This is a genomic window from Bombella apis (genome assembly GCF_018221685.1).
Classification (GTDB): Bacteria; Pseudomonadota; Alphaproteobacteria; order Acetobacterales; family Acetobacteraceae; genus Bombella; species Bombella apis.
In genome coordinates, this window is record NZ_JAGJTM010000004.1 from 809,339 (window position 1) to 830,571 (window position 21,233).

28 protein-coding genes are annotated in these 21,233 nt (G+C 54.7%); 14 read left to right on the forward strand and 14 right to left on the reverse strand.

Features of this window, described 5'->3' with window-relative positions:
- Position 1: 1 nt before the first annotated feature.
- Genes J8Z04_RS06830 through J8Z04_RS06840 form a run of 3 tightly spaced genes read right to left on the reverse strand, consistent with a single transcriptional unit; the run spans position 2 to position 2,225 of the window.
- A complete protein-coding gene (locus J8Z04_RS06830; RefSeq protein WP_086431867.1) occupies positions 2-268 on the reverse strand; it encodes a Bbp19 family protein in 267 nt (88 codons plus the stop codon).
- 6 nt (positions 269-274) lie between these two features.
- Positions 275-1,984 (reverse strand): portal protein, encoded by a 1,710-nt coding sequence (locus tag J8Z04_RS06835; protein WP_192848130.1) that lies wholly within the window; start codon positions 1,982-1,984, stop codon positions 275-277.
- Between the two features lie 37 nt (positions 1,985-2,021).
- Positions 2,022-2,225, reverse strand: a complete 204-nt coding sequence (locus J8Z04_RS06840) for a hypothetical protein (protein WP_086431865.1) — start codon at positions 2,223-2,225, stop codon at positions 2,022-2,024.
- 89 nt (positions 2,226-2,314) lie between these two features.
- Between J8Z04_RS06840 and J8Z04_RS06845 the strand changes: the two genes are divergently transcribed.
- Positions 2,315-3,163, forward strand: a complete 849-nt coding sequence (locus J8Z04_RS06845; RefSeq protein WP_192848131.1) for a hypothetical protein — start codon at positions 2,315-2,317, stop codon at positions 3,161-3,163.
- Here the strand turns inward: J8Z04_RS06845 and J8Z04_RS06850 are convergent.
- The 9 genes from J8Z04_RS06850 to J8Z04_RS06890 all read right to left on the reverse strand — a co-directional run bounded on the left by J8Z04_RS06850 (position 3,066) and on the right by J8Z04_RS06890 (position 11,079).
- Positions 3,066-4,565 (reverse strand): terminase, encoded by a 1,500-nt coding sequence (locus tag J8Z04_RS06850; RefSeq protein WP_192848132.1) that lies wholly within the window; start codon positions 4,563-4,565, stop codon positions 3,066-3,068. The two genes, J8Z04_RS06845 and J8Z04_RS06850, sit on opposite strands and share 98 nt — an antisense overlap.
- A complete protein-coding gene (locus tag J8Z04_RS06855; RefSeq protein WP_192848133.1) occupies positions 4,558-5,004 on the reverse strand; it encodes a hypothetical protein in 447 nt (148 codons plus the stop codon). Before J8Z04_RS06855 ends, J8Z04_RS06850 begins: the two co-directional genes overlap by 8 nt.
- Positions 5,001-5,348: a winged helix-turn-helix domain-containing protein gene (locus J8Z04_RS06860; RefSeq protein WP_192848134.1), complete on the reverse strand. Its 348-nt coding sequence runs from the start codon at positions 5,346-5,348 to the stop codon at positions 5,001-5,003. Before J8Z04_RS06860 ends, J8Z04_RS06855 begins: the two co-directional genes overlap by 4 nt.
- 724 nt (positions 5,349-6,072) lie before the next feature.
- Positions 6,073-7,335 carry a virulence-associated E family protein gene (locus J8Z04_RS06865; RefSeq protein WP_192848135.1) on the reverse strand — a complete coding sequence of 421 codons (1,263 nt, stop codon included), beginning with the start codon at positions 7,333-7,335 and terminating at the stop codon, positions 6,073-6,075.
- A complete protein-coding gene (locus J8Z04_RS06870) occupies positions 7,332-8,180 on the reverse strand; it encodes a bifunctional DNA primase/polymerase (protein WP_192848136.1) in 849 nt (282 codons plus the stop codon). Before J8Z04_RS06870 ends, J8Z04_RS06865 begins: the two co-directional genes overlap by 4 nt.
- Positions 8,180-8,497, reverse strand: a complete 318-nt coding sequence (locus J8Z04_RS06875; RefSeq protein WP_192848137.1) for a VRR-NUC domain-containing protein — start codon at positions 8,495-8,497, stop codon at positions 8,180-8,182. Before J8Z04_RS06875 ends, J8Z04_RS06870 begins: the two co-directional genes overlap by 1 nt.
- The gene (locus J8Z04_RS06880) at positions 8,494-9,984 is read right to left on the reverse strand and encodes a DEAD/DEAH box helicase (protein WP_192848138.1); all 1,491 of its coding nucleotides are present in this window, start codon (positions 9,982-9,984) and stop codon (positions 8,494-8,496) included. Before J8Z04_RS06880 ends, J8Z04_RS06875 begins: the two co-directional genes overlap by 4 nt.
- Positions 9,985-10,015: 31 nt before the next feature.
- A complete protein-coding gene (locus tag J8Z04_RS06885; protein WP_192848139.1) occupies positions 10,016-10,396 on the reverse strand; it encodes a hypothetical protein in 381 nt (126 codons plus the stop codon).
- On the reverse strand, positions 10,393-11,079 hold the full coding sequence (locus J8Z04_RS06890; RefSeq protein ID WP_192848140.1) for a KilA-N domain-containing protein: 687 nt from the start codon (positions 11,077-11,079) through the stop codon (positions 10,393-10,395). The genes J8Z04_RS06885 and J8Z04_RS06890 overlap by 4 nt, the downstream gene beginning before the upstream one ends.
- A 49-nt stretch (positions 11,080-11,128) precedes the next feature.
- On the opposite strand from J8Z04_RS06890, the gene J8Z04_RS06895 reads away from it, so the two are divergent.
- Positions 11,129-11,380, forward strand: a complete 252-nt coding sequence (locus tag J8Z04_RS06895) for a hypothetical protein (protein ID WP_192848141.1) — start codon at positions 11,129-11,131, stop codon at positions 11,378-11,380.
- Between the two features lie 129 nt (positions 11,381-11,509).
- Here the strand turns inward: J8Z04_RS06895 and J8Z04_RS06900 are convergent, their stop codons facing one another.
- Both J8Z04_RS06900 and J8Z04_RS06905 read right to left on the reverse strand, forming a co-directional pair.
- Positions 11,510-12,139, reverse strand: a complete 630-nt coding sequence (locus J8Z04_RS06900; protein WP_192848142.1) for a hypothetical protein — start codon at positions 12,137-12,139, stop codon at positions 11,510-11,512.
- On the reverse strand, positions 12,136-12,507 hold the full coding sequence (locus J8Z04_RS06905; RefSeq protein WP_192848143.1) for a hypothetical protein: 372 nt from the start codon (positions 12,505-12,507) through the stop codon (positions 12,136-12,138). Before J8Z04_RS06905 ends, J8Z04_RS06900 begins: the two co-directional genes overlap by 4 nt.
- A 303-nt stretch (positions 12,508-12,810) precedes the next feature.
- On the opposite strand from J8Z04_RS06905, the gene J8Z04_RS06910 reads away from it, so the two are divergent.
- From J8Z04_RS06910 to J8Z04_RS06965, 12 genes are all read left to right on the forward strand, one after another.
- The gene (locus J8Z04_RS06910; RefSeq protein ID WP_192848144.1) at positions 12,811-13,521 is read left to right on the forward strand and encodes an XRE family transcriptional regulator; all 711 of its coding nucleotides are present in this window, start codon (positions 12,811-12,813) and stop codon (positions 13,519-13,521) included.
- A gap of 34 nt (positions 13,522-13,555) precedes the next feature.
- Complete coding sequence (locus J8Z04_RS06915; RefSeq protein WP_192848145.1) at positions 13,556-13,876, forward strand: hypothetical protein; 321 nt, start codon at positions 13,556-13,558, stop codon at positions 13,874-13,876.
- Entirely contained in the window at positions 13,869-14,258 is a 390-nt protein-coding gene (locus tag J8Z04_RS06920; protein ID WP_192848146.1) for a hypothetical protein, read from the forward strand. Before J8Z04_RS06915 ends, J8Z04_RS06920 begins: the two co-directional genes overlap by 8 nt.
- A 420-nt stretch (positions 14,259-14,678) precedes the next feature.
- Positions 14,679-14,972, forward strand: coding sequence for a hypothetical protein (locus J8Z04_RS06925; protein ID WP_192848147.1), 294 nt, complete (start codon positions 14,679-14,681; stop codon positions 14,970-14,972).
- Complete coding sequence (locus J8Z04_RS06930; protein ID WP_192848148.1) at positions 14,969-15,295, forward strand: hypothetical protein; 327 nt, start codon at positions 14,969-14,971, stop codon at positions 15,293-15,295. The genes J8Z04_RS06925 and J8Z04_RS06930 overlap by 4 nt, the downstream gene beginning before the upstream one ends.
- A 37-nt stretch (positions 15,296-15,332) precedes the next feature.
- A complete protein-coding gene (locus J8Z04_RS06935) occupies positions 15,333-15,557 on the forward strand; it encodes a hypothetical protein (protein WP_192848149.1) in 225 nt (74 codons plus the stop codon).
- A complete protein-coding gene (locus tag J8Z04_RS06940; protein WP_192848150.1) occupies positions 15,554-16,006 on the forward strand; it encodes a hypothetical protein in 453 nt (150 codons plus the stop codon). Before J8Z04_RS06935 ends, J8Z04_RS06940 begins: the two co-directional genes overlap by 4 nt.
- Positions 16,003-16,857, forward strand: coding sequence for a recombinase RecT (locus J8Z04_RS06945; protein ID WP_192848151.1), 855 nt, complete (start codon positions 16,003-16,005; stop codon positions 16,855-16,857). Before J8Z04_RS06940 ends, J8Z04_RS06945 begins: the two co-directional genes overlap by 4 nt.
- Positions 16,854-17,042 (forward strand): hypothetical protein, encoded by a 189-nt coding sequence (locus J8Z04_RS06950; protein WP_192848152.1) that lies wholly within the window; start codon positions 16,854-16,856, stop codon positions 17,040-17,042. The genes J8Z04_RS06945 and J8Z04_RS06950 overlap by 4 nt, the downstream gene beginning before the upstream one ends.
- Positions 17,043-17,223: 181 nt before the next feature.
- Complete coding sequence (locus J8Z04_RS06955; RefSeq protein ID WP_192848153.1) at positions 17,224-18,318, forward strand: tyrosine-type recombinase/integrase; 1,095 nt, start codon at positions 17,224-17,226, stop codon at positions 18,316-18,318.
- A 618-nt stretch (positions 18,319-18,936) separates the two neighbouring features.
- Complete coding sequence (locus tag J8Z04_RS06960) at positions 18,937-19,764, forward strand: tyrosine-type recombinase/integrase (protein WP_212125607.1); 828 nt, start codon at positions 18,937-18,939, stop codon at positions 19,762-19,764.
- Between the two features lie 133 nt (positions 19,765-19,897).
- On the forward strand, positions 19,898-21,199 hold the full coding sequence (locus J8Z04_RS06965) for a tyrosine-type recombinase/integrase (RefSeq protein WP_192848155.1): 1,302 nt from the start codon (positions 19,898-19,900) through the stop codon (positions 21,197-21,199).
- The last annotated feature ends 34 nt before the right edge of the window (positions 21,200-21,233 follow it).

Below are 21,233 nucleotides of genomic sequence, written 5' to 3' on the forward strand. Positions count from 1 at the left end.
GTCAGGCCTTTCTCACGGCGTCCGTCATCCAGTCTGTCAGCTGGATGCCGATGCTTCTCTGTCCCTCACGGTAGGCCGTTGCACCCGTATCTCCGGGCACGAATGAGGCACGGTCCCGGCCTGTAGCCTCGATGATGCGCCGGAGAAGACGTTGGCCCTCCGGCAGTTCCAGAACGGCCTGAATGTCAGCTTGTTCTTGCGTGGCTCGTGCCCGGCGGCGGCGTCCATGGTCCCTGATCTGTTCCTCATCATGCGGGTCGATCGTCATTCCCTGTTACCCCTGTGCTCCGGCTGCAAAACTGCCCATGATTGCCTGGAGGGCGTTCGTGCCGCCGCCCACATCCGTATCGGAGAGCGTCTTGGCCCCGGCTGCCATCTGTTGCGCCTGTTCTGCCATCTGCTGCTGTTGCTGCTGATAGGCCCGCTGCTGCCTCTGCTGGGCTACGAAATCGGGATCACGCAGGATGGACGGGTCCACGCCGAGAAGGTCGCCATACCGATCAATGGCGGCATCAAGGTCGAGATTGTCCATGATGGACGGATCAGCACCAGCCAGAGAGCCAGCGAAGCGGACGATCTGCTCGATGCCGGTCGTCTCCGTGGCCCGCTGGGCCTGTGCCATGATGGAGCTGTAGGCGATCTTGATGTTGTGGCCGTTCAGCTCATCAGGGCGGGGCAGGATGAGGCTATTGCGCTCCATGATCTCCAGCGTCGTGGTGATGATCGGGTCCAGGGCCTCGTTGTGGAAACGCTCCAGAACCGGGCCGAGAGTGAGCATCTTCTCCTGCTGCCGGACATTGATCTCAGCCGCCGTCACGGGCTGGGTCGTCTCCATGCCCTGCGAGACCATCAGGATCAGGTCATTCCGCAACGTCTTGCGTATCTGGTCCTGAAACTCGGCAATGCGCTGTTGCAGCGGCGTGACGTTCGGGCTGACCTGATAGACGGGCCGGATGCCCGCCCCGGAACCGGACGCATTGAGGCCCGGAATGAAGTTCAGTCCGCCGGGCAGCAGATTGACCATGCTTTCCTGCAATGATGCATCGGCCATCGTGGGAGGACGGGCATATTTGTCGATCGCCTCGGCCAGCCTGACCTGTGCCACCTGTAGCGACTTGATGTCCGGCAGGGCGTCTTCACCGGGGCCATGCCCGTACACGTCATTGCTGGCCGTGGACCAGCGGGGCGCAATGAAGGGCTTGCGAGGATAGGCCTCGATCAGCAGGGCAGGGTGCGTATCATTCCCATACTCGTAATAAATGCCGATATAGGGCGCACCCTGCCAGCCAAACGCCCCGGCAATGCGGGAACTGTTGGGCATGATGGCATGGACAATCGGCAGCTCCACCGTCAGCTGGCGGCTTTCCCAGAGGGATTGAACGGTTGGAGACACGTTCTCCAGCCCGAACCGCTGGACGATCTGGGCCACGTTCTGGACGTATTCACGGAACAGGGTATCGACCTCGCCCCGGTCATTCTGGGCAAGGTAGTATTCCCCTGCCGTGAGGGGATAGAAGCGAACGATGTCTTCATAGTCCTGAAGGATGATGCAGGCCGCCGTGCCGAATCCGGCAAGCTCCTCGTAGGTCTGGCTCATGGCCGCATAGAAATTGCCAGTCGCCAGCACCCGCTGGAGGCGGGACTTGGTGTCGGATAGCCAGCGCTTGATCCGGTCATCGTCATTCAGCTGGTCATTGTTCGTCTCCAGCCGGAACCAGTCACGGGCAGGGGACGTGATGCCCGCCATGAGGAAGGCCGCCAGATTGCCCAGCGCAATGCTTCCCGTCTTGTCCACGATCTGTGGGCCTTTGACACGCCCTCGGCTGGACTGGTTCGGCACATGAAAATAGCGGCCCCGTGTAGGGAGGATATAGTGGCTGATCTCCCGCCACGTGTCCCGCCAGACCAGCCTGTCAGAACGCAGCATGACGAGCCTGCGGTCCGCCTCGTCACGGAGGGACTGCATGCCTGCTTCATCACGCATTAACGGGTTATGCGTTGTGACGGGACGCTGGGCCATTTCAGCCGCCGAGCAGCGTCTTCGGTGCGCTGTTGTTCGTCTGGGTCAGGCCCTGCGAGCCTGTCAGCAGGGTGGAGCCGAAGCCGCCAGCCAGCTTTGCAGCATTGGTGGCCTGTTGCGACTGCTGTTTACCGGCCTGCGTGACCTGAGCAGCTGGGGACGGAGTAGGGAGCGGGGTGGAAAGATGTGGAGCAGATGAGCACATAATGGGCTATCGTGCAGGGTATTTGTAATTCTGGTGTGTATTTTTTATCCTGTCTTTGATGGCAACTTATGGAAGGTTTTCTCTCCAATATGTCTATATTTCATCCTATTGCAGTCTTTGCGATGATAATGGCTTTATTGTGTATCATCTGGGAGAGTGCTTATTATTTTCTGTGCAGTAAAAATTCTGAAGAGAAGGGATGCATGATCATAGTCCGCCTCCGTAGAGTGGCGGTGTTATCGTGCATTATTTCATTATCTTTTGTATTTATTGTGTTTTTAAATGAAGGAAATATCAATATATTAGGAATTAAAATTAATATTTATGACAAATTTAAAAGTTTTTCTTCTTTATTTAAAGAGGGTAACATAGGAATTTTATCATTTATATTTTTTGGTTCGGGGATGAGTACGGTTATAAAAATATTAATGGAGATAGATATTGGAAATAATTCAAGTAAAAATAATTTTAAGGTAGTTGTAGGTATTTTTAAAAAAAATATAGTAATTTCTTTTTATTATATCTACTTCCTCTATCAATTTTATTGCTCAGCATTTTTAATTATTGAAATAAGTCTTTTCTTTGATAAGGAATATGGCAAATATTTTGATATTCATCGAACAATAAAAATTTTTGATATTAATCTTTCAGAAAAAATGTATTTTTTATTATTGTATTCATTTTTATTTTTATGTTCTAATCTTTGGTATTTTGCTATTGTTTATCTATATTCAGACACTAGGAAGTGTATTTTTCATAAATATTTACGCACTAGGAAGCGTATTTTTTATCTATATTTATGCGCTAGGAAAATTATTGGAGATCATTCAGGATGCCGTCTTACGCTTTCCAAGGATCGTAATCCTGCATCTGCTGTGGACGTCCTCCCCAAGGTCCCCCAGCCTGATGGCTCTTCAGCACAGGATAGGCAAAAGTGAGGGCCAGCGCATCAGCCATGTCGGGGCTGGCAAGACCACGCTTCTTCATGTCTTCCTTGCGCTCCAGAACGATTTCGTTGCGGGGATTGAAGAAGTACCACGGGCCTGAGAGGTCAGTCATAAGCGTCTGGTCGTCCGGTATTCCGCCTGTCTTGAGCCATGTCCTCATGGTGCCCCACATCTCGGCCCGCTTGTTGGCGTAGCGTTCAGCATTGGTGTCGTAGTTGGCCCTGTCCGCCCTGGCCCCAAACTGTACTTCCATCAGGCCCCTGACATGCAGCTGGCGGCACCGGTCCACCACGCCAGCCCCGACACCACCACCATCAATAAACACGGCATCAGCCCCGTACCGCTGGGCCTCATCAGCCACACGGGCGGCCAGCTGCATCGTGTCCACTTTCCGCAGGCAGATGGGTGGGATCATGCGGGCATCACGCCCCTTGCGGAAGAATATCACGCTCTGGTCGTCCCCGTAGCGGGCCACATCCACGCCCATGACCAGCGCATCGGTGATGATGGCGGACACCTCACGCCGGGCTGCCTCTGCCACCGTGTCCGTGCCGATGAACTGCATGGAGCCTGCCCGTGGGAACTGGCCTTTCACACGCACCCGCATGAAGTCACTGTCCTCCCCGTAGGTCTCCGCCCATTGCTCGAACAGGGCCTTGTTGGTCCCGTCCACCGTCCGGCTGTCCACCTGCCTGCCGGACCAGCGATCCCGCTGCCGGTTGAAGCACTCGAAGAAGCGGCCGCTCGGTTGCGTGGGGTTCCCGAACGCACACCAGATTATTTCAGTCCCCTCATCGGTCAGGGCACCCTCTGCGACCTCCCAGACACGGTCTATGATGCCGCTGGCTTCATCAAAAATCAGCAGGATGCGCCGACCCACGTTGTGCAGCCCGGCGAATGCCTCAAGGTTCGTCTCGGACCACGTCACGGCGTCCGCCCGCCATGTTTTGCAGTGGCCCGGCATGGTGCTGTGGATGCTCATGCCATGCACCCTGAACCAGTGTGAACAGATGAGCAGTCGGAACCATTTTGAGATTTCCGGGAATGTCTTCGTTCGCAGCTGTGGTTCGGTATTGGCCGTGATGACGGCCTTGGTATCAGGGCAGGTACAGAGCGCCCATGCGGTGAGCATGGAGACGAGGGCGGACTTGCCGATCCCGTGGCCGGACGCCACGGCCTGTAGGGCAGGCATCAGCACGGAACCAGGTTCGTATCCGGCCCGTATCTTCTCCCCGATGGAGCGCAGAATGTCCCGCTGCCACGCACGGGGACCGTCAGCATCAGCCAGATCAGTCCCAGCCTGCCCCCACGGGAAGGCGAACAGCACGAACCCCTCCGGGTCCAGGGCGTAGGATGCCACGGCATCGGCAAGCTGGGCCTGTATGTCAGCCATCGTCACGCCCCTGCACCCGCTTGCGCCCTGCGTCAATCAGCTCTGCCAGATTGCCCGAGACGTTCATGTCCACGCTGGCCCGCTCCCTGTAGCGTTCAGGCCTGTGTGCCTTGAGTAGGGTGATGAGCAGCGTGTCAGAATAGCGGTTCTGTGTGACGGGCTTTCCATCTTTGTCCAGCACCAGACCTTTCCCGGTCGTGACGAACTCCGGCACGCCATCCCGTGCACGCCGCCATGCCTCTGCCTCTAGCGTGTCGATGGCCTTGTCCATCGCCTCATCCCACTCACGGGCGAACTGTTCATCACGCTCACGGCGAGCGTACAGTCCAGGGCGTGACAGGTCAGCCGCCTTGGCTGCCATGGAGATGTTGCCACATTTTGCCAGAGTATCCAGAAATACGCGCGTTGACCTGTTCATCCTGTCATCAGTACGGCTCATGCTACGTTCTCCACGGCAGTCATTTCACGCCGCTCATCAACCAGATAATATCCACAGTCCCGCTCGCATCGGATTGCACATTGGGATCCCACGGTCAGCTCCATGAAGCCCCGCAGCTTCTTGATGGAACGGCGTACGGCGACGTTGGAAAACTCAGGCTCATTGCGGGGATATTGCCAGACTTCTTCAGCAATCTCCGAGACCGATGCCAGCCGCCCGTTCCGACGCATGATTGCCTGCATGACAAGAAAGTCGTTCTTCGCCAGACGAACTGAACCCCTCGGGGTGCTGAGTATCTGTGTTTCACTGTCGAGCTGTATCTGTCCGAACGTCAGGCGTGGCATTGTTTCCTCCATAAAGCCACGCCTCAAAATAATGGGGTAGGAGAAGGGACAGAAGCCTTATAACCTTATAATTAGAGATACGCAGGGAATCTGATTTCGGAGATTTGTCATGAGGTTCAATTACGTTACCATTGTTCGCATATGGGCAATTATAAATATAATTTTTCTAATGAAGGTGATATTTGATATAGCATATATGTTAAGCTGCTCGAAAGGTCCGCATCACCTTGGGTATGATATAGTAATATTAATTATTGAGATATTTCTTATTATAATAACATTGTCGAAGTATATGAATATACAACCGAAAAATACAACATTTTCTGCAATTATTGATGCTTTTTACATACTTTTATGCGTTGCTTCTTCTGCTGTTAATCTCATTTATTATGTAAGTGTATGAGCGAATGTTTCTCCGTGACCATGGGGGAACTTTATGTCGCCTGTCTGTCGCCCGTCTGTTGCTCCTTTGTCGCCCGTCCTGTTGCCCGTAAAAACGGCTGAAAACTGCCATGTCGCCCCTGTTGCCCGTATTTCGCCCATCTTAACCATAAGAAGGATAATCATACTCTTATTAAGAAATTTCATGCCATTTCTTATAAATTAAGGGGCAACAGGGGCAACACAGGCAGAAAACTGCGAAAAAAATACGGGCAACAGGGGCAACAAAAGGGGCAACACGGGCAACATGTTTGATAAAAAAAATGGGCGGGAAATTGCCCATTCATTCCTTCTTGAACCATATTTTCTGGATACCTTTCCCCCTTATTCTCTTGTCCTTCTTTTCAAGTCCCAAAGCACGCAATACGTCTCCTGCCCGTCTCTGCTGGGCCATGGTCATGCGTTCGTTGGTCACACCGACACCATGAGCGAGAACCTCATGGATGGTCACACCTTCATCAACAAGCGAACCCCGCTGCTCCAGCCACTCCCTGATCGGCTCTTCCCACGCATCGACGACCATATTGTCAGCCTGCTTGCGCTCGGCCATCTGGCGGACGGCATCATCGTCCAGATACAGCTCCGTCTTGCCCTGCCTGAAATAATGCACCGCTTCCGCCCAGAGCTGTTCACGGTTGTCCTTTAGCCACTGCACGTCAGCCTTCTCACAATCCACCGGCCAGAACCTCCGGTTGCCCGTGCTGTCCGTCAGATAGCCATCTGAGTTTGTCGTCCCAGCAAAGACGCATTGCCGCTCACGCACGACCTCCAGCCGTCCGTAGGCCGGGCGGTACTTGTCCACCTGCCGGGAGAGGAAGGCCTTCGTGTCCTCAATGGAGGATTTCATCATGCTCTGAAGCTCGCCCAGCTCGACACCCCAGGCACCTACCAGCCCGGCTGCGGCGTCCTTGCTGCCGAGGTCCTTGTGCAGGTCTTCCTTGAACCACTCATCCGAGAACAGAACCCGTAGGGCGGTGGACTTCCCGATGCCCTGGGCACCCTTGAATACGGGAACATAATCGAACTTGCAGCCGGGCCGGTATATCCGTGAGACAGCAGCTACGAGAAATTTCATGCCGACATCCGCATGGTATTTGTCGTCAGGACAGCCAAAGACTGTTGATAGCCACCTTCGCAGCCGTGGCTCAAGGTCCCAGCACAGGGCGGAAAGCCATTCCCTGACAGGATGAACCGTCTGTGACGCCGCCATCGTGTTGATCGCCTGTGATATCACCGGGAATGTGAAATTGACCCCGCCACGTCGCTGAAGGAAGGACTGAATAGCCGTATAATCAGCCTCGGTTGCTAGCCGTGGGTAGGGTCCGGCAAGGGTAGGACCATCAGAAATCAGCGGAGGGGGGCTACGTGTCACCAAGGTCGCACAGGTGAACTCATTCAGCTGCATGACACCCGAAATCTCCGGAAGATGACGAAGAAACACCATGGCGTTGTTGACGTTGGCATGGGTTGTTCCTTTGTCAGAGCGGGTCAAGGCAGCCTGCCATTTCATACCCTGCTGCTCCGGCATTTTTGTCACATTGCTCATGCCGTGCGCTCCCTGTGTGGGTTTCTCATGCCGCCCCGCAGCCCGGAGCGTATCGTGTCTCTGGCCTCCCGGAAGGGGATGCCACGTGCCCGTGCCGCCACAAGAAGGCTCTCACGGGCCTCTGATGGGTCCAGCACGCCAGCACCACACCAGCGGCCTATGCGATATGACTGTTTGTTCAGCGTATCATTGCTGCCGCCAGACGGTGCCGTCTCGACCTCATGGACTGCCTTCATCAGCACCTGAAAGGCCCGGTCATTTGTGACGTAGAACGGGTTCCTGCGGTAATCCCGCTCAGGCTCCGGCGGGGGCCTCAGCATGTGGGCCAGCCAGTCGGGGATGGGGGGCGGCGCAACCTCCCATGGAGCGCATTCCCGCCGCCATGTGTAGGCCCCGCCCGTCACCGGGTGGCGTGATGGAGGGATGACGATGGCCTGTCCGTTGCGGTGCGGGTCCAGCCCAGGAGCCGGGCAGCCTGATGCGCCCCGCAGCTCTTCTCCATTGTGTTGGAAGAACAGCACTGCACCGCCAGAACCACCGGTGCGTGTCATGGGTCGTGGGGGCAGGGGGCCATGCTTGGCTACCAGACCACGCAGGGCCGCAAATCCGTCTGCCCTATGGGTCTGCCCGGCACGGTCCACATCCAGCGCAAAGAGCCGGGAAGGCCCCATCACCACACGCCAGTTGCAGCCGGGATACTCCCGACACCAGCGTTCGATGATGTCCAGATCGCAGCTGGCTGCGGCATGGGCTCCTTTGAAGCACCCTGCCTTTGTGCGGTTGTTCATCGGATACACATGCCATCCCAGCATGGCCACGTTTTCTATGTCTGGTGGGATGGGCATTACATTCCCTCCAGTTCCGTCATGACACCCGGAGCATCCCGCCCCACGATGTAGATGCCACCTGCCTCCACGAATGAATCCCGCCAGCGTTCCTGCTCCTTGCTCAGCCGTCCCCGTGCTGTTTTCACTTCAATGGCGATTGACCTCCCCCGGTAGGTCCCCCGGATATCCGGTGCCCCCGGTGTGCCAAAGCGGATAAGCCGGCCATTTGACCCTCTGGCTGCTCCCGTGTTGCAGCGTTCAAAGAAAGCGCAGGGCAGAGCAGTAACGGCGACAAGGATGTCGTTCATGATGATGGTTTCGGGGTTCTGTCTCATACCCGTGCCTCCTGCTGTGCAGGCTTCTTGGCAGCCTGCTGTTTCTCCCAGCGGTTCATGGGGATGTCGGCTCCAGCGGCACGGAGACGATGCCGCACCCAGCCGTGCTTGTAGCCACGGGCACGGGCGATCATCTCCAGCCGTTCCTTGTCTGCCCCGGCATGGGCAATCAGGGCAGTCAGCTCTGGCCCCTGGGCGACATACGGGTCGATGCCCTTGGCCCATGCCCAACGATCAGCAACCGCTTCCAGTGCTCCTTTCACCACATCAGGGGTTTTCTCCTCCGTCACCTTGGGCTCAGGCTTCAGGATGGCGCAGGGGGAGCGGTGGCACTCGGCACCGGCAATCTTCCGGGCCGTGCCTTCATGGAAGACCCTATGGCACAGCTTGCAGGTCACGACATTCTGGGCCTTGCCGTTCTGCTGCTCCGCATCCAGCGACCAGAGACGGGGGTCTGTTGGGATGCCATGCCGCTGAGCATTGCCCACATTGTCAAGAATTATCGCCCGGCTTCCATCTGGTTTCAGCCGCAGTGCACGCCCGACTTGCTGTAGATACAGGCTGGTGGAAACCGTGGGGCGCAGCAGGATGGCCCCCGCCACGGCAGGAATGTCCACGCCTTCACTGATGACGTCCGCCGCCGTGACGACCTGAAGGTCACCAGAGGCCAGACCAGCCAGCCGCTCACGGCGTAGGCTCATGTCCATCTTGCCATCCACGCCAGCCGCCTTGATGCCCGCCTGACAAAACATCGCTGCAACCTCGTGGGTGTGCTTCACTCCCATGCAGAACACGATGGCAGGGCGTCCGTTGAGATGTTGCCGGTAATGCGCCACGGCATCGCCCACGATGCGGGCCTTTGTCATGGCCCGCATGGCGGCATCACGCTGATAGTCCCCCATGCTTTTCCCCACGCCAGAAAGGTCCAGCTGGCGGGAGGGCATGTAGTAGTCGAACCCGGCCAGATAGCCACGCCGTATCAGCTCATCCGTGGTCGGGCCGCAGAACATCTGGTCGAAATAGTCACCAAGACCGGCCCCATCGGTGCGGATGGGCGTTGCGGTCAGGCCGGTAAGGGCAGCATTGGGCCACGCCTTGAGCATTGCTGTGTACTGACCGGCTGGCATGTGGTGCGCTTCATCGACCATGATGTCATCAAAGTCCCGCAGCGTTTTCAGCCGCCGTGAGACGGTCTGCACCATGCCGACCTGAACCGGGAAATCCATGCGGGGGTGTCCGGGCTGGATACGGCCATACATCAGTCCTTCATCATCCAGAGCCGCACTGATCTGGTCTATCAGCTCCGCCCGATGGGCAACGATGAGGACACGCCGTCCGGTCTCGGCCCGCAGTCTGGCCAGCCGTGGCAGGATGCGCCCCTTGCCGCCGCCAGTAGGCAGCTGGATGAGAACCCGCCGGATGTTGGACGCAAACGCCCCCTGCGCCTGTTTGATCAGGCGTTCCTGATAGTCTCGTAATGTGATCATTTTGTTTAAAGCTCAGTAATGAGAGGCCGTATTACACACGTGTTCTTGAGCGCATTCCATGCTTCTGCTGTCTCTCACTGTAAATTCGGGCATTGACTTCCATGTCCATTCCCCGCTCACGCCCCAATGATATGGCAGCGTCTATGCGTGAGATCGGGGCACCCAGCCTTCCAGCTATTTCATGCCGGTACAGGCCACGGTTGCGGAGGGTGGATACTTTGCGGATGAATGCTGCATTTATTTTGAATGCCTTGCGGGCTGGCGCATTCTCACGGCACAGCTTCCATCCCCAGCATATCTGGCAGAAAGTCAGTCCCATCCGGGCGGCGGTCTCATGATGCGTGAGACCAGCCTGCTTCAGGCGGATGAGCTGGCTGCGCAGTGCGTTGGTCCAGCTGACCCGTCTGGTCATCTGCGCCCCCTTCCAACGGGGAAACCACGCCGCTTGCACTCATCACGGGCGAGGGAACGATAGGCGGTTGGCACCTCGTTCTGGGCGAAGTACTGGATGTCATCATTACCCATCCCTTGGAAGAACCAGAGGATAACATCTGCGAAGGATACGCCCATGCTGTCCCGGTCCGGTGCCATGCCCATCAGTTCCAGCGGGTTCTCCAGCCCCAGTCTTTCGCAGTAGCGGGCGGCAGCCTTCTGGGCATGGCCTCCCTCAAGCCCGGCCGTCTTGGCCAGCTTCATGCCGGTCTGGAATGTGGTTGCCAGAGAGGGCCTGCGTGGCCTGGGGACGGCACGGCCTGCCGGAGCCGGAACATTGCCCCGCACCAGCACATCAAAGGCCCGGATGACCTTCAGATGAAAGGACGGACTGATCCACATTGCGTAGGCATAGACAAGCTCACGGCAGGCATAGGTGCCGGGAGAGTTGCCGCCACGGTTTGTCTCCAACGGAGCAAAGCGGAAATTACCACTTTGGCTGATTTCTGCCACCAATTCATTGGTTTTGACATTTCTTGCCCACTCGGATGGTTTTTTGCTGGGATCTCCCCCAGAAGCCCGGTGGCAGTCATTCAGGCAGAAGCGGCCCTCGGCATCCTGCTTGATGGCCGTGGAGATGATGGTAAGAGTGGTGGCGGTCATCGTGCATGTCCTTTTGGCAGGGTGGCTGTTTCGGCAGGGAGTGAGGCTGATGGAGTTCCACATCGCAGACATGAAGAGCGAGCGTGTCGGTCCGATGTTTCTGGTGACGCTGGAGGTGCGCCTCGTGGACACGCAGTACGACTGCACGGCCATTCCGGACGAGGTGATGCGGCGAACCACGAGAACAGGATGCGGCCCAGATGCCATACGCCTGAGCGTACAAGCCTTCTTTGATGACCTGCCAACCATGACCGAAGCCGAATGGCACGGCTGGCTCGTCGGGCGTCTTCAGCAGAAATGAAGCCCGTGCCCCGCACGATCCAGGCATGATATTGCAGGAAGCGGTCAAAGACCTGATTGCGGGGCAGGCCTTCATCCATATCCATGCAGGCCAGCCGTGCGGCCCGCAGGGTTCCGTTTTTACGTTTCATCACGCTTCCCTCCGGCGTTCGATTTCGTTGTAGGCAACCCGGCCCATCAGCTTCATGAGCGATGTCGGGATCACACCGGCATTGATGGCCGCAAGGTCAGCATCAGAGAGCCGTTTGATGAATGGGATGACGGACGTTTCCATCCAGTCATGGCTGTCCTGCTCTTCCAGCTCTGCCTGCTGCTCAGTGGAGACTGCTACGCTCCCTGTGCGCCCAGTGGAGTGTGAGTCCGCAGGGTGCTGTTCATCAGAAGAAGGAAATGAAGATGACAGCTCAACGAGCCACATATGTAAAATTTCTGTCCGCACGTCGCAGAACGAAAGATCACGCAGATGGCACTCAAGATGTGACAGAGATAAAGATATGCATCTCTTCACAGCATCATGGAGTTCCTTTGGAAGCGATTGTAAAAGTGGAGCTTCTTCCACAGCATATGCTTCAATTACAGAACCTACCTGAGCAAGGAACTGCCGCTTTTGCTCGTCTAGCTTACGAGACAGCAACTTATTCTCGCTGGCTCCAAGGGGCCGGGTATGAAGTTGACCTCCATTACGAGTGAGGAGCACCCCTTGACGGATTGCATAGGCAGCAACTCGTTCAAATGGATCGGAAAGGTAAACGTCTCTCATGATGCGCCTACTTCACCCTGCCGGAGCGCAAGTTCTGCTTCAGCACGTTCTTTGAACCACGGCTTGATGGTCCGGGATGTGATTTGCTGAAGTTCATCAACAGACAGGCCGGAGAGGGGGCGGGCTACGCTTCCTGTGCACCCGGCAGAGTGCGAGTCCGTACGGCGAACTTGTTTGATCGTATTTCGCTCGCTCAGCTCCACTGCTGGACGGCCATCCGCATCAAATGAGATTTCAGCTGCAATCGCTCCACACAGGTATCCGTCAAACATTGCGGCCACAGGAATTACCTTATTGTCGCTGAATTTACCGGCCTTTATGAGTTCGACGGCCAGCCGCAGGCTCTCTATTGTCGGCGTAACATTCATGATGCGCTCCTCTGGGTGGGGTCGGGCTGGTGCTCGGCACGATATTTTTTTATGTAGGATTTCACACGTTCAATCGTAGAAATCCTACAGTCACGCCCGCGCCGAATTGACTTCACAAGATTGGGGTCGCCAATGGCCAAAATCCCCAGTCTCGTGTCGCTCATCTGGGTTTCTTTGAGAAAACCCTCGATCATGTTTAGGAATTCTTTTCTCATAACGAGTTTAGGATTTATCTTAAAACCTCTTCCCAGTCAATCGTGTTTAGGAAATATCCTTATCTTTTTATGGAGAGGATATAAGGTTATGAAACTTCCTATTATGACTGTTTCGCCTGTTGCCCTGAGACTGGAAGAAAAACGCCTCGAGAAAGGCATGAGCCATCGGGCGCTTGGGATGAAATCTGGTGTCAATCACGCCTATCTAAAAAATCTACTGGAAGGGAAATCAAAGGAGCCACGCCGGAGCAAGGTTCAGGCCCTTGCGGCGGCCCTTGGTTATCCTGTGGATTATTTCTATGGAGAAGATGAAGGCACCTCAAAAAATCCACCATCTGTCGACTTGGCCCATCCTAAGCAAAGTCATCTGGACGGCACGCACGGCTTGGTGGCAATTCCCGAACTTGATGTCAGGGCGGCGGCTGGTGACGGTGTTCTGGTTGATGAAATGGGGGGACAAGAGCGTCAGTGGATGATACCGCTGATCGACCTTCTTGCTATCAGTAATAACCCCCGCTCTCTGCGGATTATCACCGTTGAAGGGGATTCAATGGAGCCAGATTACAGGCCCGGTGAGAAGATCGTCATTGACACGTCCCTGCGTAATTTCACGCACGATGGTGTGTATGTTCTGGATTTTGGTTTCGGTCTCGTTGTGAAGCATCTCCAGCTTGTTCTGGACAGTGATCCAAAGAAGCTTCTGGTGGTTAGCGCAAACCCGATTTATTGCCCGCAGGAAATTACGCTGGACAGGGCGGAGATAAAGGGAAAGGTCGCTGCCAAATGGCAGCGCAGATAACACGCCTGAAGGGCACTTTTTGAGGAAAGATAATATGTCAGATAATGAGAATCAAAAACCTGAGGATATGTCTTCTGACGAAGAAAGGAGAGAAATAGAGGAGTTTAACAGGAAACATCATAAATTCGTGGAATTCACGAAGAAGGTAGGTGTAAAGGATGAGTGCCCTTGCTGTGGACAGTCTGTAAATAAAATTTTCCTTGGTTACAGAAGTCAAATGCCAGTAGTTCCTGTTAGCACCCTTGGAAAGTATTATCCTGCTTATGCGGGAGCATGTACGAATTGTGGTTTTGTTTCTACATTTTTTGCGCCGGTAGTTGATAAGAAAATCCAAGAGGACGAATCCAGTGAGTAATGATCGTTCAGTCTTGAAAATCGATGAGCATCCAGAATTTCGTCCAGTGGGTAATAATTCATCAAACACCTTGCCTCCCGGTGGCGGGCCACCATATAATGGAGATATGGAACGGCGTGTATCAAATCTTGAAGATAAAATGGAGAATGTACAGAAGACATTATCGAGTATCCTTGTTACATTAGCTAAAATTGAAAGCTGTATGGCAACAAAGGAAGAAATTCATGCGGTGGAAATTTCATTAACAGAGGTTAAAGCCAGAGTTAATAGTTTGCCAACGTTAGCGAAAATATCTACGATTGCCGGTATAGCGTCTTTGGTTGTTCCATTACTTCTGGCCGTTTCCATGGCTCTCCTTCACCATTATACTAAGCTAATTTGAATTTCTTAAATAAGTTCTATTTTTTTTCTAAGCCGCCCTTCGGGGCGGTTTTTTGTGCCTTTTGCATAAGAAAATTATAGACAGGTTGTAGGAAAAATCATCTATATTGGAAATATCCTAAATTATTGCTTGACTTTAGGATATTTCCTAACCATATTCACCTCAGGCACCACACAAACACGGAGGTGATGAGGTGGATATTCTAAATCCAGAGAAGCAGCTTGAATACGCAGGGCAGCTCCTGCGTGACGAGGCACGCAGTGAGAACCCTAAGCGGTGCGTTGCTGCTATAAGTGCTGCTTATGAGATTCTTGAAACAGCCCAGATGAATCTTACGATGCAGAAAAACGTGCGCCTTTGTCTGAGGATTTCCCTTTGCGGGCTGTCCCACAGTTTCCTCATTCTGAGGGGGGAAGCATCATGAGCACAGAGACCAGACAGGCAGCCCTTTCCCGCATCAAAGCGGCCCATGACGAGCTGGAAATCGTCTCTGACGGAACGGGCCTGACACTGGCCGAGCAGAACGAGCTGACGAACACCATGCTGACCCTCGATAACCTGATCGACAGCCTGACCTGCCCATATGAGCGCAACGAGCCGATCACGGAGGCCTCGTTCCCGGCGATCGGGCCTTTCAACACGGCGGCACTTTCTGAGGTTCTGGCTGGCCTTTCAGTCGCTGCCCTTTCAGTACGTGCGGGGAATGAGCCATGAGCCTTATCTCCGAGCAGATCGCCCATCAGAACCGTCCGACTGACAACGGCCTGCTGGAGCGTGTCGAACGGGACCGTCATCCGTCATCATTCGCTGTGCTGGCCCTGATAAGCCGTGTAGCGGATATTCTGGAAAGAAATGACTATACCAGTGAGCGCATGGAAGACGAGCACTATGTGGCTTTCACGGCACTGGACACGCTCAGGGGGAAGATGTCTCAATCCCTTTATGAGGATGAAATGGGCATCACAGACATGAATAAACGGCAGGACGAAATCGGAGCTTATTACGACAGGCGCCTTGCCGAGGCCATGGGCAAGTAAAGCTCAAAAACGTCAAGTAAAACGAGGATTTTTTGAGATGCTGAAAGAAGCAAACGGGATGGCTGTGCCAAAATTTGACGTGTTCCTACCTGAATTTCCAGCAATTTCAGCAGAGAAGCAGAAAGAGCTGAAATCAACAGTTACCGGAGAACTCTTCTCTTTCCATGCATTCAGAATGATGGGCCGCAACGATCTGGCAGAACACTGCCAGAAACGGGTGATGGATGCCCTGGCCGAGCTGATCGAGGCGGGAGCTCTATGATGGCAAACCTCATTTCCATCATCAACGATAATCACGGCACGCTGAAACGGGCGATCGACGATTATATCCCGCTGCTGACACAGGCCAGACAGGCCAATGACATTCTCCCGGCAGCCGTACAGCTCCATGAAGTTCTGGGCCAGATCGAAGCCATTGCGAAGGCAGCGAGAACCGACATCAAGGCCGCCATTGTCAGTCGGATGCTGGAGGATGGCGAGTTTCAGGTGGACGCAGGACCATACACGGCAAGCATCCGCAAGGGCGCTACCCGTGCCGTGGTCATGGATGAAAAGGCCCTGAGAGAGACTGCTCCTGAACTGTTCAAGCCCCAGCCAGACAAGGTCGATACCCGCCTGCTGGGACAGGCCCTGAAGGTCAGACCAGAACTGGCAGGGGCACAGCTGGTCGAGGGCGAGCCGACAATCACAATCAAGGGAAAGACGAAATGAGCAATGAAATCATAACATCCACTCACGGCAATAGCCTGACCATCAACGGGATGGGGGAGGCATTCGAGCTGGCTAAGGCAATGGCTTCTGCAAAAATGGTTCCGCAGTGCCTCCAGGGCAGCCCCGGGGACTGCCTCATGGTCATCGAGCAGGCCATGCGCTGGCGGATGAGCCCCTTTGCCGTGGCGCAGGCAACTAGCGTGGTCAAGGGCAAGCTGTGCTTTGAAGGCAAGCTGGTCTCTGCCGCCATCCAGAGCAGTGGTGTGCTGGATGGGCGTCTGAATTATGAGTTCACTGGGGATGGGAAGGAACGGATGGTCATCTGTTCCGGCACGATCAGGGGAGAAAAGAAGCCCCGTACGGTTGAAGTAACCCTGGAGGCTGCCCGCACGGAAAATGTCTGGTGGAGCAAAACGCCTGACCAGATGTTGGCCTATCATTCCTCCCGTGTCTGGGCCAGACGGCATGCGCCGGAAGTCATGCTGGGCGTCTATTCTCCTGAGGAGTTTGATACTCCATCGAACCATAATCGGCAGCAGTCCGATGATGTCATTGATGTTGAAGAAGATCCACGCCCTCAGAAGCAGGCAACTCCCGAGAAGGACAAGGAAGAAAAGGAGAAGAATGCAAAGAATTTGGCTGATGAACTGATAAATCGTGTTCAGGCATCAAAAACATTGCCTCAGCTTGAAAACCTTATCGGCAGTCCGAACTACAATAAATATCTGTCTGAAGTCCGCAAGGTTCTTCCCAAATGGGCAAGCACTGTTGAAGACAATGTCGAGGTTGTCAGAACCCGCCTTCAGAATACGGATCATCAGAATGACGCCATGCAGGAGATGCCGGAATGACAGGCCTCATCATTTGCCTGCTGGCACTGTCTCACATTGGTGTTGGCTACTTCTGGCGCATCAGCCTTCTGCGGACGAGCAACGGATACCGCCCCGGCCTGACCAGCGCCGTGGTGTGCGTGACACTCTGGCCGCTGATTGGCGCCGCTGAACTGAAAGAATGGGTACGGGAGAGAATGGCGTGACGGCAACACCTGAACTTCTCACCATGAAGGACGTTCTGGCACGCCTTCCAGTGGGCAGGACACGTCTGCTTCATCACCTGAAAACGGTTCCCTCATATGAGGGAACGCCTACCCATGGAAGGTGGGGAAGCAAATACATCTTCACGGAACAGCAATACGAAGCACTGAAGCAGAGCCTGTCATGCCCCTCAAACTCATCAAACGCCCAGGTTCGCCGTTCTGGTATATCGTTGGTACGGTCAACGGACAGCGCATACGAGAGAGCACAGGCACTACTGGGAAAAAGCGGGCGGAGGAATACCGGGCCAAGAGGGAAAGCCAGGCGTGGCACGAAAGCGTGTATGGTGCCCGGTCGGTAGTTACCTTTTCCCATGCCGTGGCGGCTTATCTGGAAGCAGAGGAAAGATCAGAGACAACCAAGTTTCATCTTTCCCGTCTTCTGGAGCATTTCAAGGAAACGAGGCTTGTTGATATTGCCCAGCCCCAGCTTGATGCAGCGTATGGGAAAATTCTCAGGGATGGAACGGGGGCCAGTCCAGCAACGAAGATCAGGGGCGTCCTTACGCCGTTACGGGCCGTGCTTGAATTCGCCGCCATCCGTCGCTGGTGTGACCGCCCGGCATTTGACCGGCCCAAGGTGCAGAAAACCCGGACTGTCTTCCTGTTGCCTGAAGAGGTCAGAGATATCATCAGGAATGCAGATGATCATCTTCAGCCTCTGCTGGTCTTTCTCATTGGGACAGGAGCCAGAGCATCTGAGGCTCTGGAACTGGACTGGAACAAAGTTGACCTGAAAGGCCGACGTGCCACCCTATGGCAGAAGCAGGGGACAGAGAGGCGGGTTAAACTTCCATCAGTCGTGATGACCGCCTTACATTCATTGCCACATAGGCAGGGACGTGTGTTCCGCCCTGTCCATCATGGCAGGGTTACGGATGGATACAGCGACAACGGCAGGACCAGCGGCGGCCAGTTCAAGAAGGGCTGGGCAGGGGCCTGTCGTCGGGCAGGTATGCCAGGGCATGAACGTGTGTGGGTGCCTGTAGGCCAGAGCATCGAACGGAGGCAGTTCGTCCCTGACCATACACCGCATGACCTGCGCCATACATGGGCAACATGGCATTATTGCCTGCATCGTGATCTGTTGAGACTGAAAGAGGAAGGGGGATGGGAGAGCATCACGGTCGTGACCCGTTACGCCAAGACCATGCCTGACGTGTATGGCGATGAGATCAGGGCCTTTCTGGAGAGTGACTTCTCAGAATTAACTGATTGACGCACAACTGACACACTTTCATTTCCTCTTCTGCTGCAATCGGCAGAAAATAAAGGAAAATTAGGCTGTGGCTCCTGCCTTCACACGGCAGGGGTCACAGGTTCAATCCCTGTCGCATCCACCATGGATTTCCCGGAAAACTGCCGTTTTTCGCTATCCCGAGACAGAGCATCTCTTAGCGATTGACCCAAATTTGACCCAGGTTTAACCGTTTTTGTGGTCATAAGAGTGGGTCAGGGAGAAGCTTGGATGGCTTTTATTGCCCTGTCCGTGGCAGCTCGGAAGAAGCTGAAACGTCGTCTGGAAAAACATGCAGGGCTTCGCCTGCGAGGGAGTGTGACCATAGAAGCGCGCGTTAGCGTCCAGGGTCGGCGTCTTGCGAGGAGTTTTTCTGACAGTTCCGATATTTTCACCAACCTGGATGCCGCCATCGCTTGGCAAGCCGTTCAAAAGGCGTCTCAGGACGTTCCACAAGGTGTTTGCCAGCCAGTCGTTTCACCGCCTGATCCTGTTCCTGTGGAGACTGTTTCTTCGTCTTCCCCCTTTGCCGAATGGACAGTGGCTGATCTTCTGAGAAAGTTTGGGCAGTATCATATCGAACAGGGGAAAGTCAGTTACGTGTCCCATATTTCCTCGTTTCTCAAACGCTGGAAAAATCTTCCCCTTGTGCAGTGCAAGTTGGGCACATTGCGCGCGGTTCATATTCGCCAGTTTCGTGAGAGCATGAAGGAAAGGGGATTATGTGCTGCAACGATCAACAAACGGATCGGGTTGATTGAAGTTGCCATCAATTTTCTGAATCGCGAACACGATGCTGAGCTGACCAACTATGCTTCTTCAGATTACGTCGCCCATATCAAGAATGCCGACAAGCGCCGGAGCCGCCGCGTCAGTGATGAGGAGCTAACCCTCATCCTCCGCCATTTCAAAGGCCCTACAGCCAGACATGCAGCAGCCCTGATCCGTTTCTGCTTCCATCAGGGCACAAGACGCTCGGAAGCGTTCAACATGACCTGGGGCGACGTCGATTTTGACAACCACGCCATCCGCTTTCCCAAACACAAGACGATGAATTACGACCAGGAACTTGGCGGGCAGGTTCGTGTCATGACCGGCAAGGCGCGGGACCTGCTGTTACGGCTCAGGGAGGAGGCAGGCCGTGTTACCGCCTCCCAAAAGGTCTTCAATGCCTATGCAAGAGTGGATGGTTACAGCCTTGCCTTCAGGCGCGCGACCAAAGAGGCCGGACTGAAAGACATCCGCCTGCATGACCTCCGGCATGAGGCCACCCCGCGGATTGCCGCCCTCTGTGGCCATAATACCTCCCTCATCAAGCGTGTTACCGGCCATCGGGATGATGCCTCCCTGGCCCGCTATACCCATACAAGCACCAACAGCATAGCCATGCTCATGTCCAGGAATGCCATTCAGCATGAAGAACCATGAATGCGCATCCATTTCTTCAATAAACTGCAACGGAAATTTAGGGTAAACTGAAAAAAGTGCTTTTTTTGTAAGTTTATTATTCCATACCTTTGTCTCAAATAAAGATTTTGTCTGAGACAACTGGGGAAAAGCCTTGCCTGGACCTGCCAACAAATATGAAGGGACTGTTTTCCCCGCTGGTATGCGCCAGCGGGGGAAGACGGCCATTCAGGCACGGTTCAGCTTTCAGGGGAAGCGTCATGAGAGAACCTTCTCATCCGGACGAACCCTACAGGACAACCTGAAGACGGCCATGCGCTGGCAGGCTGCACAGAAAGAGGAATTGAAGCTTCGTTCATCCCGGGATCATGGCAGCGTCAAATTTTGCGGAATGACCCTGGAGAGCGGGCTGAGACTACTGGACCTTCATTATCGGGCTGAGAAAAAAACCAGCTATCAGGGCTATATCGCCTTCCTGCTTCAGAACCCGGAGCAATTTCCCCTTCTGCGCATCCCCCTGGAAGACCTGCAACGCAGTGACATCACGAAATTCAGAAAGGACATGCAGGCTCCCTATACGGTGCCTGCAGGGCAAGCCTTTTTACGGGGACGGGCCCGCGTGAAGGGTAAAAGACCACTCAGGGAAAAAACGCGTTCCCGGGCGACGGTCAATAAATACATCAACCTGCTTTCCGTCGTCATTGATCACCTCAATGAGGAGCATGACGCCGATTTTGAAAATGTCGTAAAGACCGTCAGGAAACTCAAGGGCGCTGACAGGAAACGAAAGCACCGCGTTAAGGATGACGAGTTTGCCGCCATCCTGTCCCACATCCCCGCGCAGGATGCTTCCGATATCGTGGAATTTTTCACCTTTTCCCTCAATCAGGGCACAAGGCGGCAGGAAACCTTCAATCTGACATGGGGTGATGTCGATCCTGCCAATTACAGATTGACGCTTCCCCATCACAAGACCGAGGCCCATGACGACGAGGAAGGCGGACAAATCCGCACGCTTACCCGGGCAGCGTGTGAACAGATTCAGCGTTTGAGACAGCACTATAAGGCAGTCCATGGCCGGGCACCCGACCCGGAAGCACGCATTTTCACCCGCTATCAAACCGAAGCCACATACAGCAAGATATTTGCCAGGGCAGCACGGGAAGCCGGGTTGCAGGACATTCGTCTGCATGATCTGAGACATGAGGCGACAACGCGCATTGCCCGTGACTGTCGCTATAACAGCACCCTGACCAAAAGCTATACCGCCACAAGGATGAACGCTCCCTGGCCCGCTACTCCCATGCCAGTCCCCGGGATATTCATGACACCGTGCAGCAGTTACAGGTCTAGAACGGCCGGGACGGACAGGCAGCGCAACAGGGATCGTCTCCTCCTTCCGATACTGCCGTGCTGGAAGCTGACCAGAAAGAGCAGACAGCTCTTGCGAACCTGATTGAGCGCATCAGAAATGATAAAAAATCCAAATC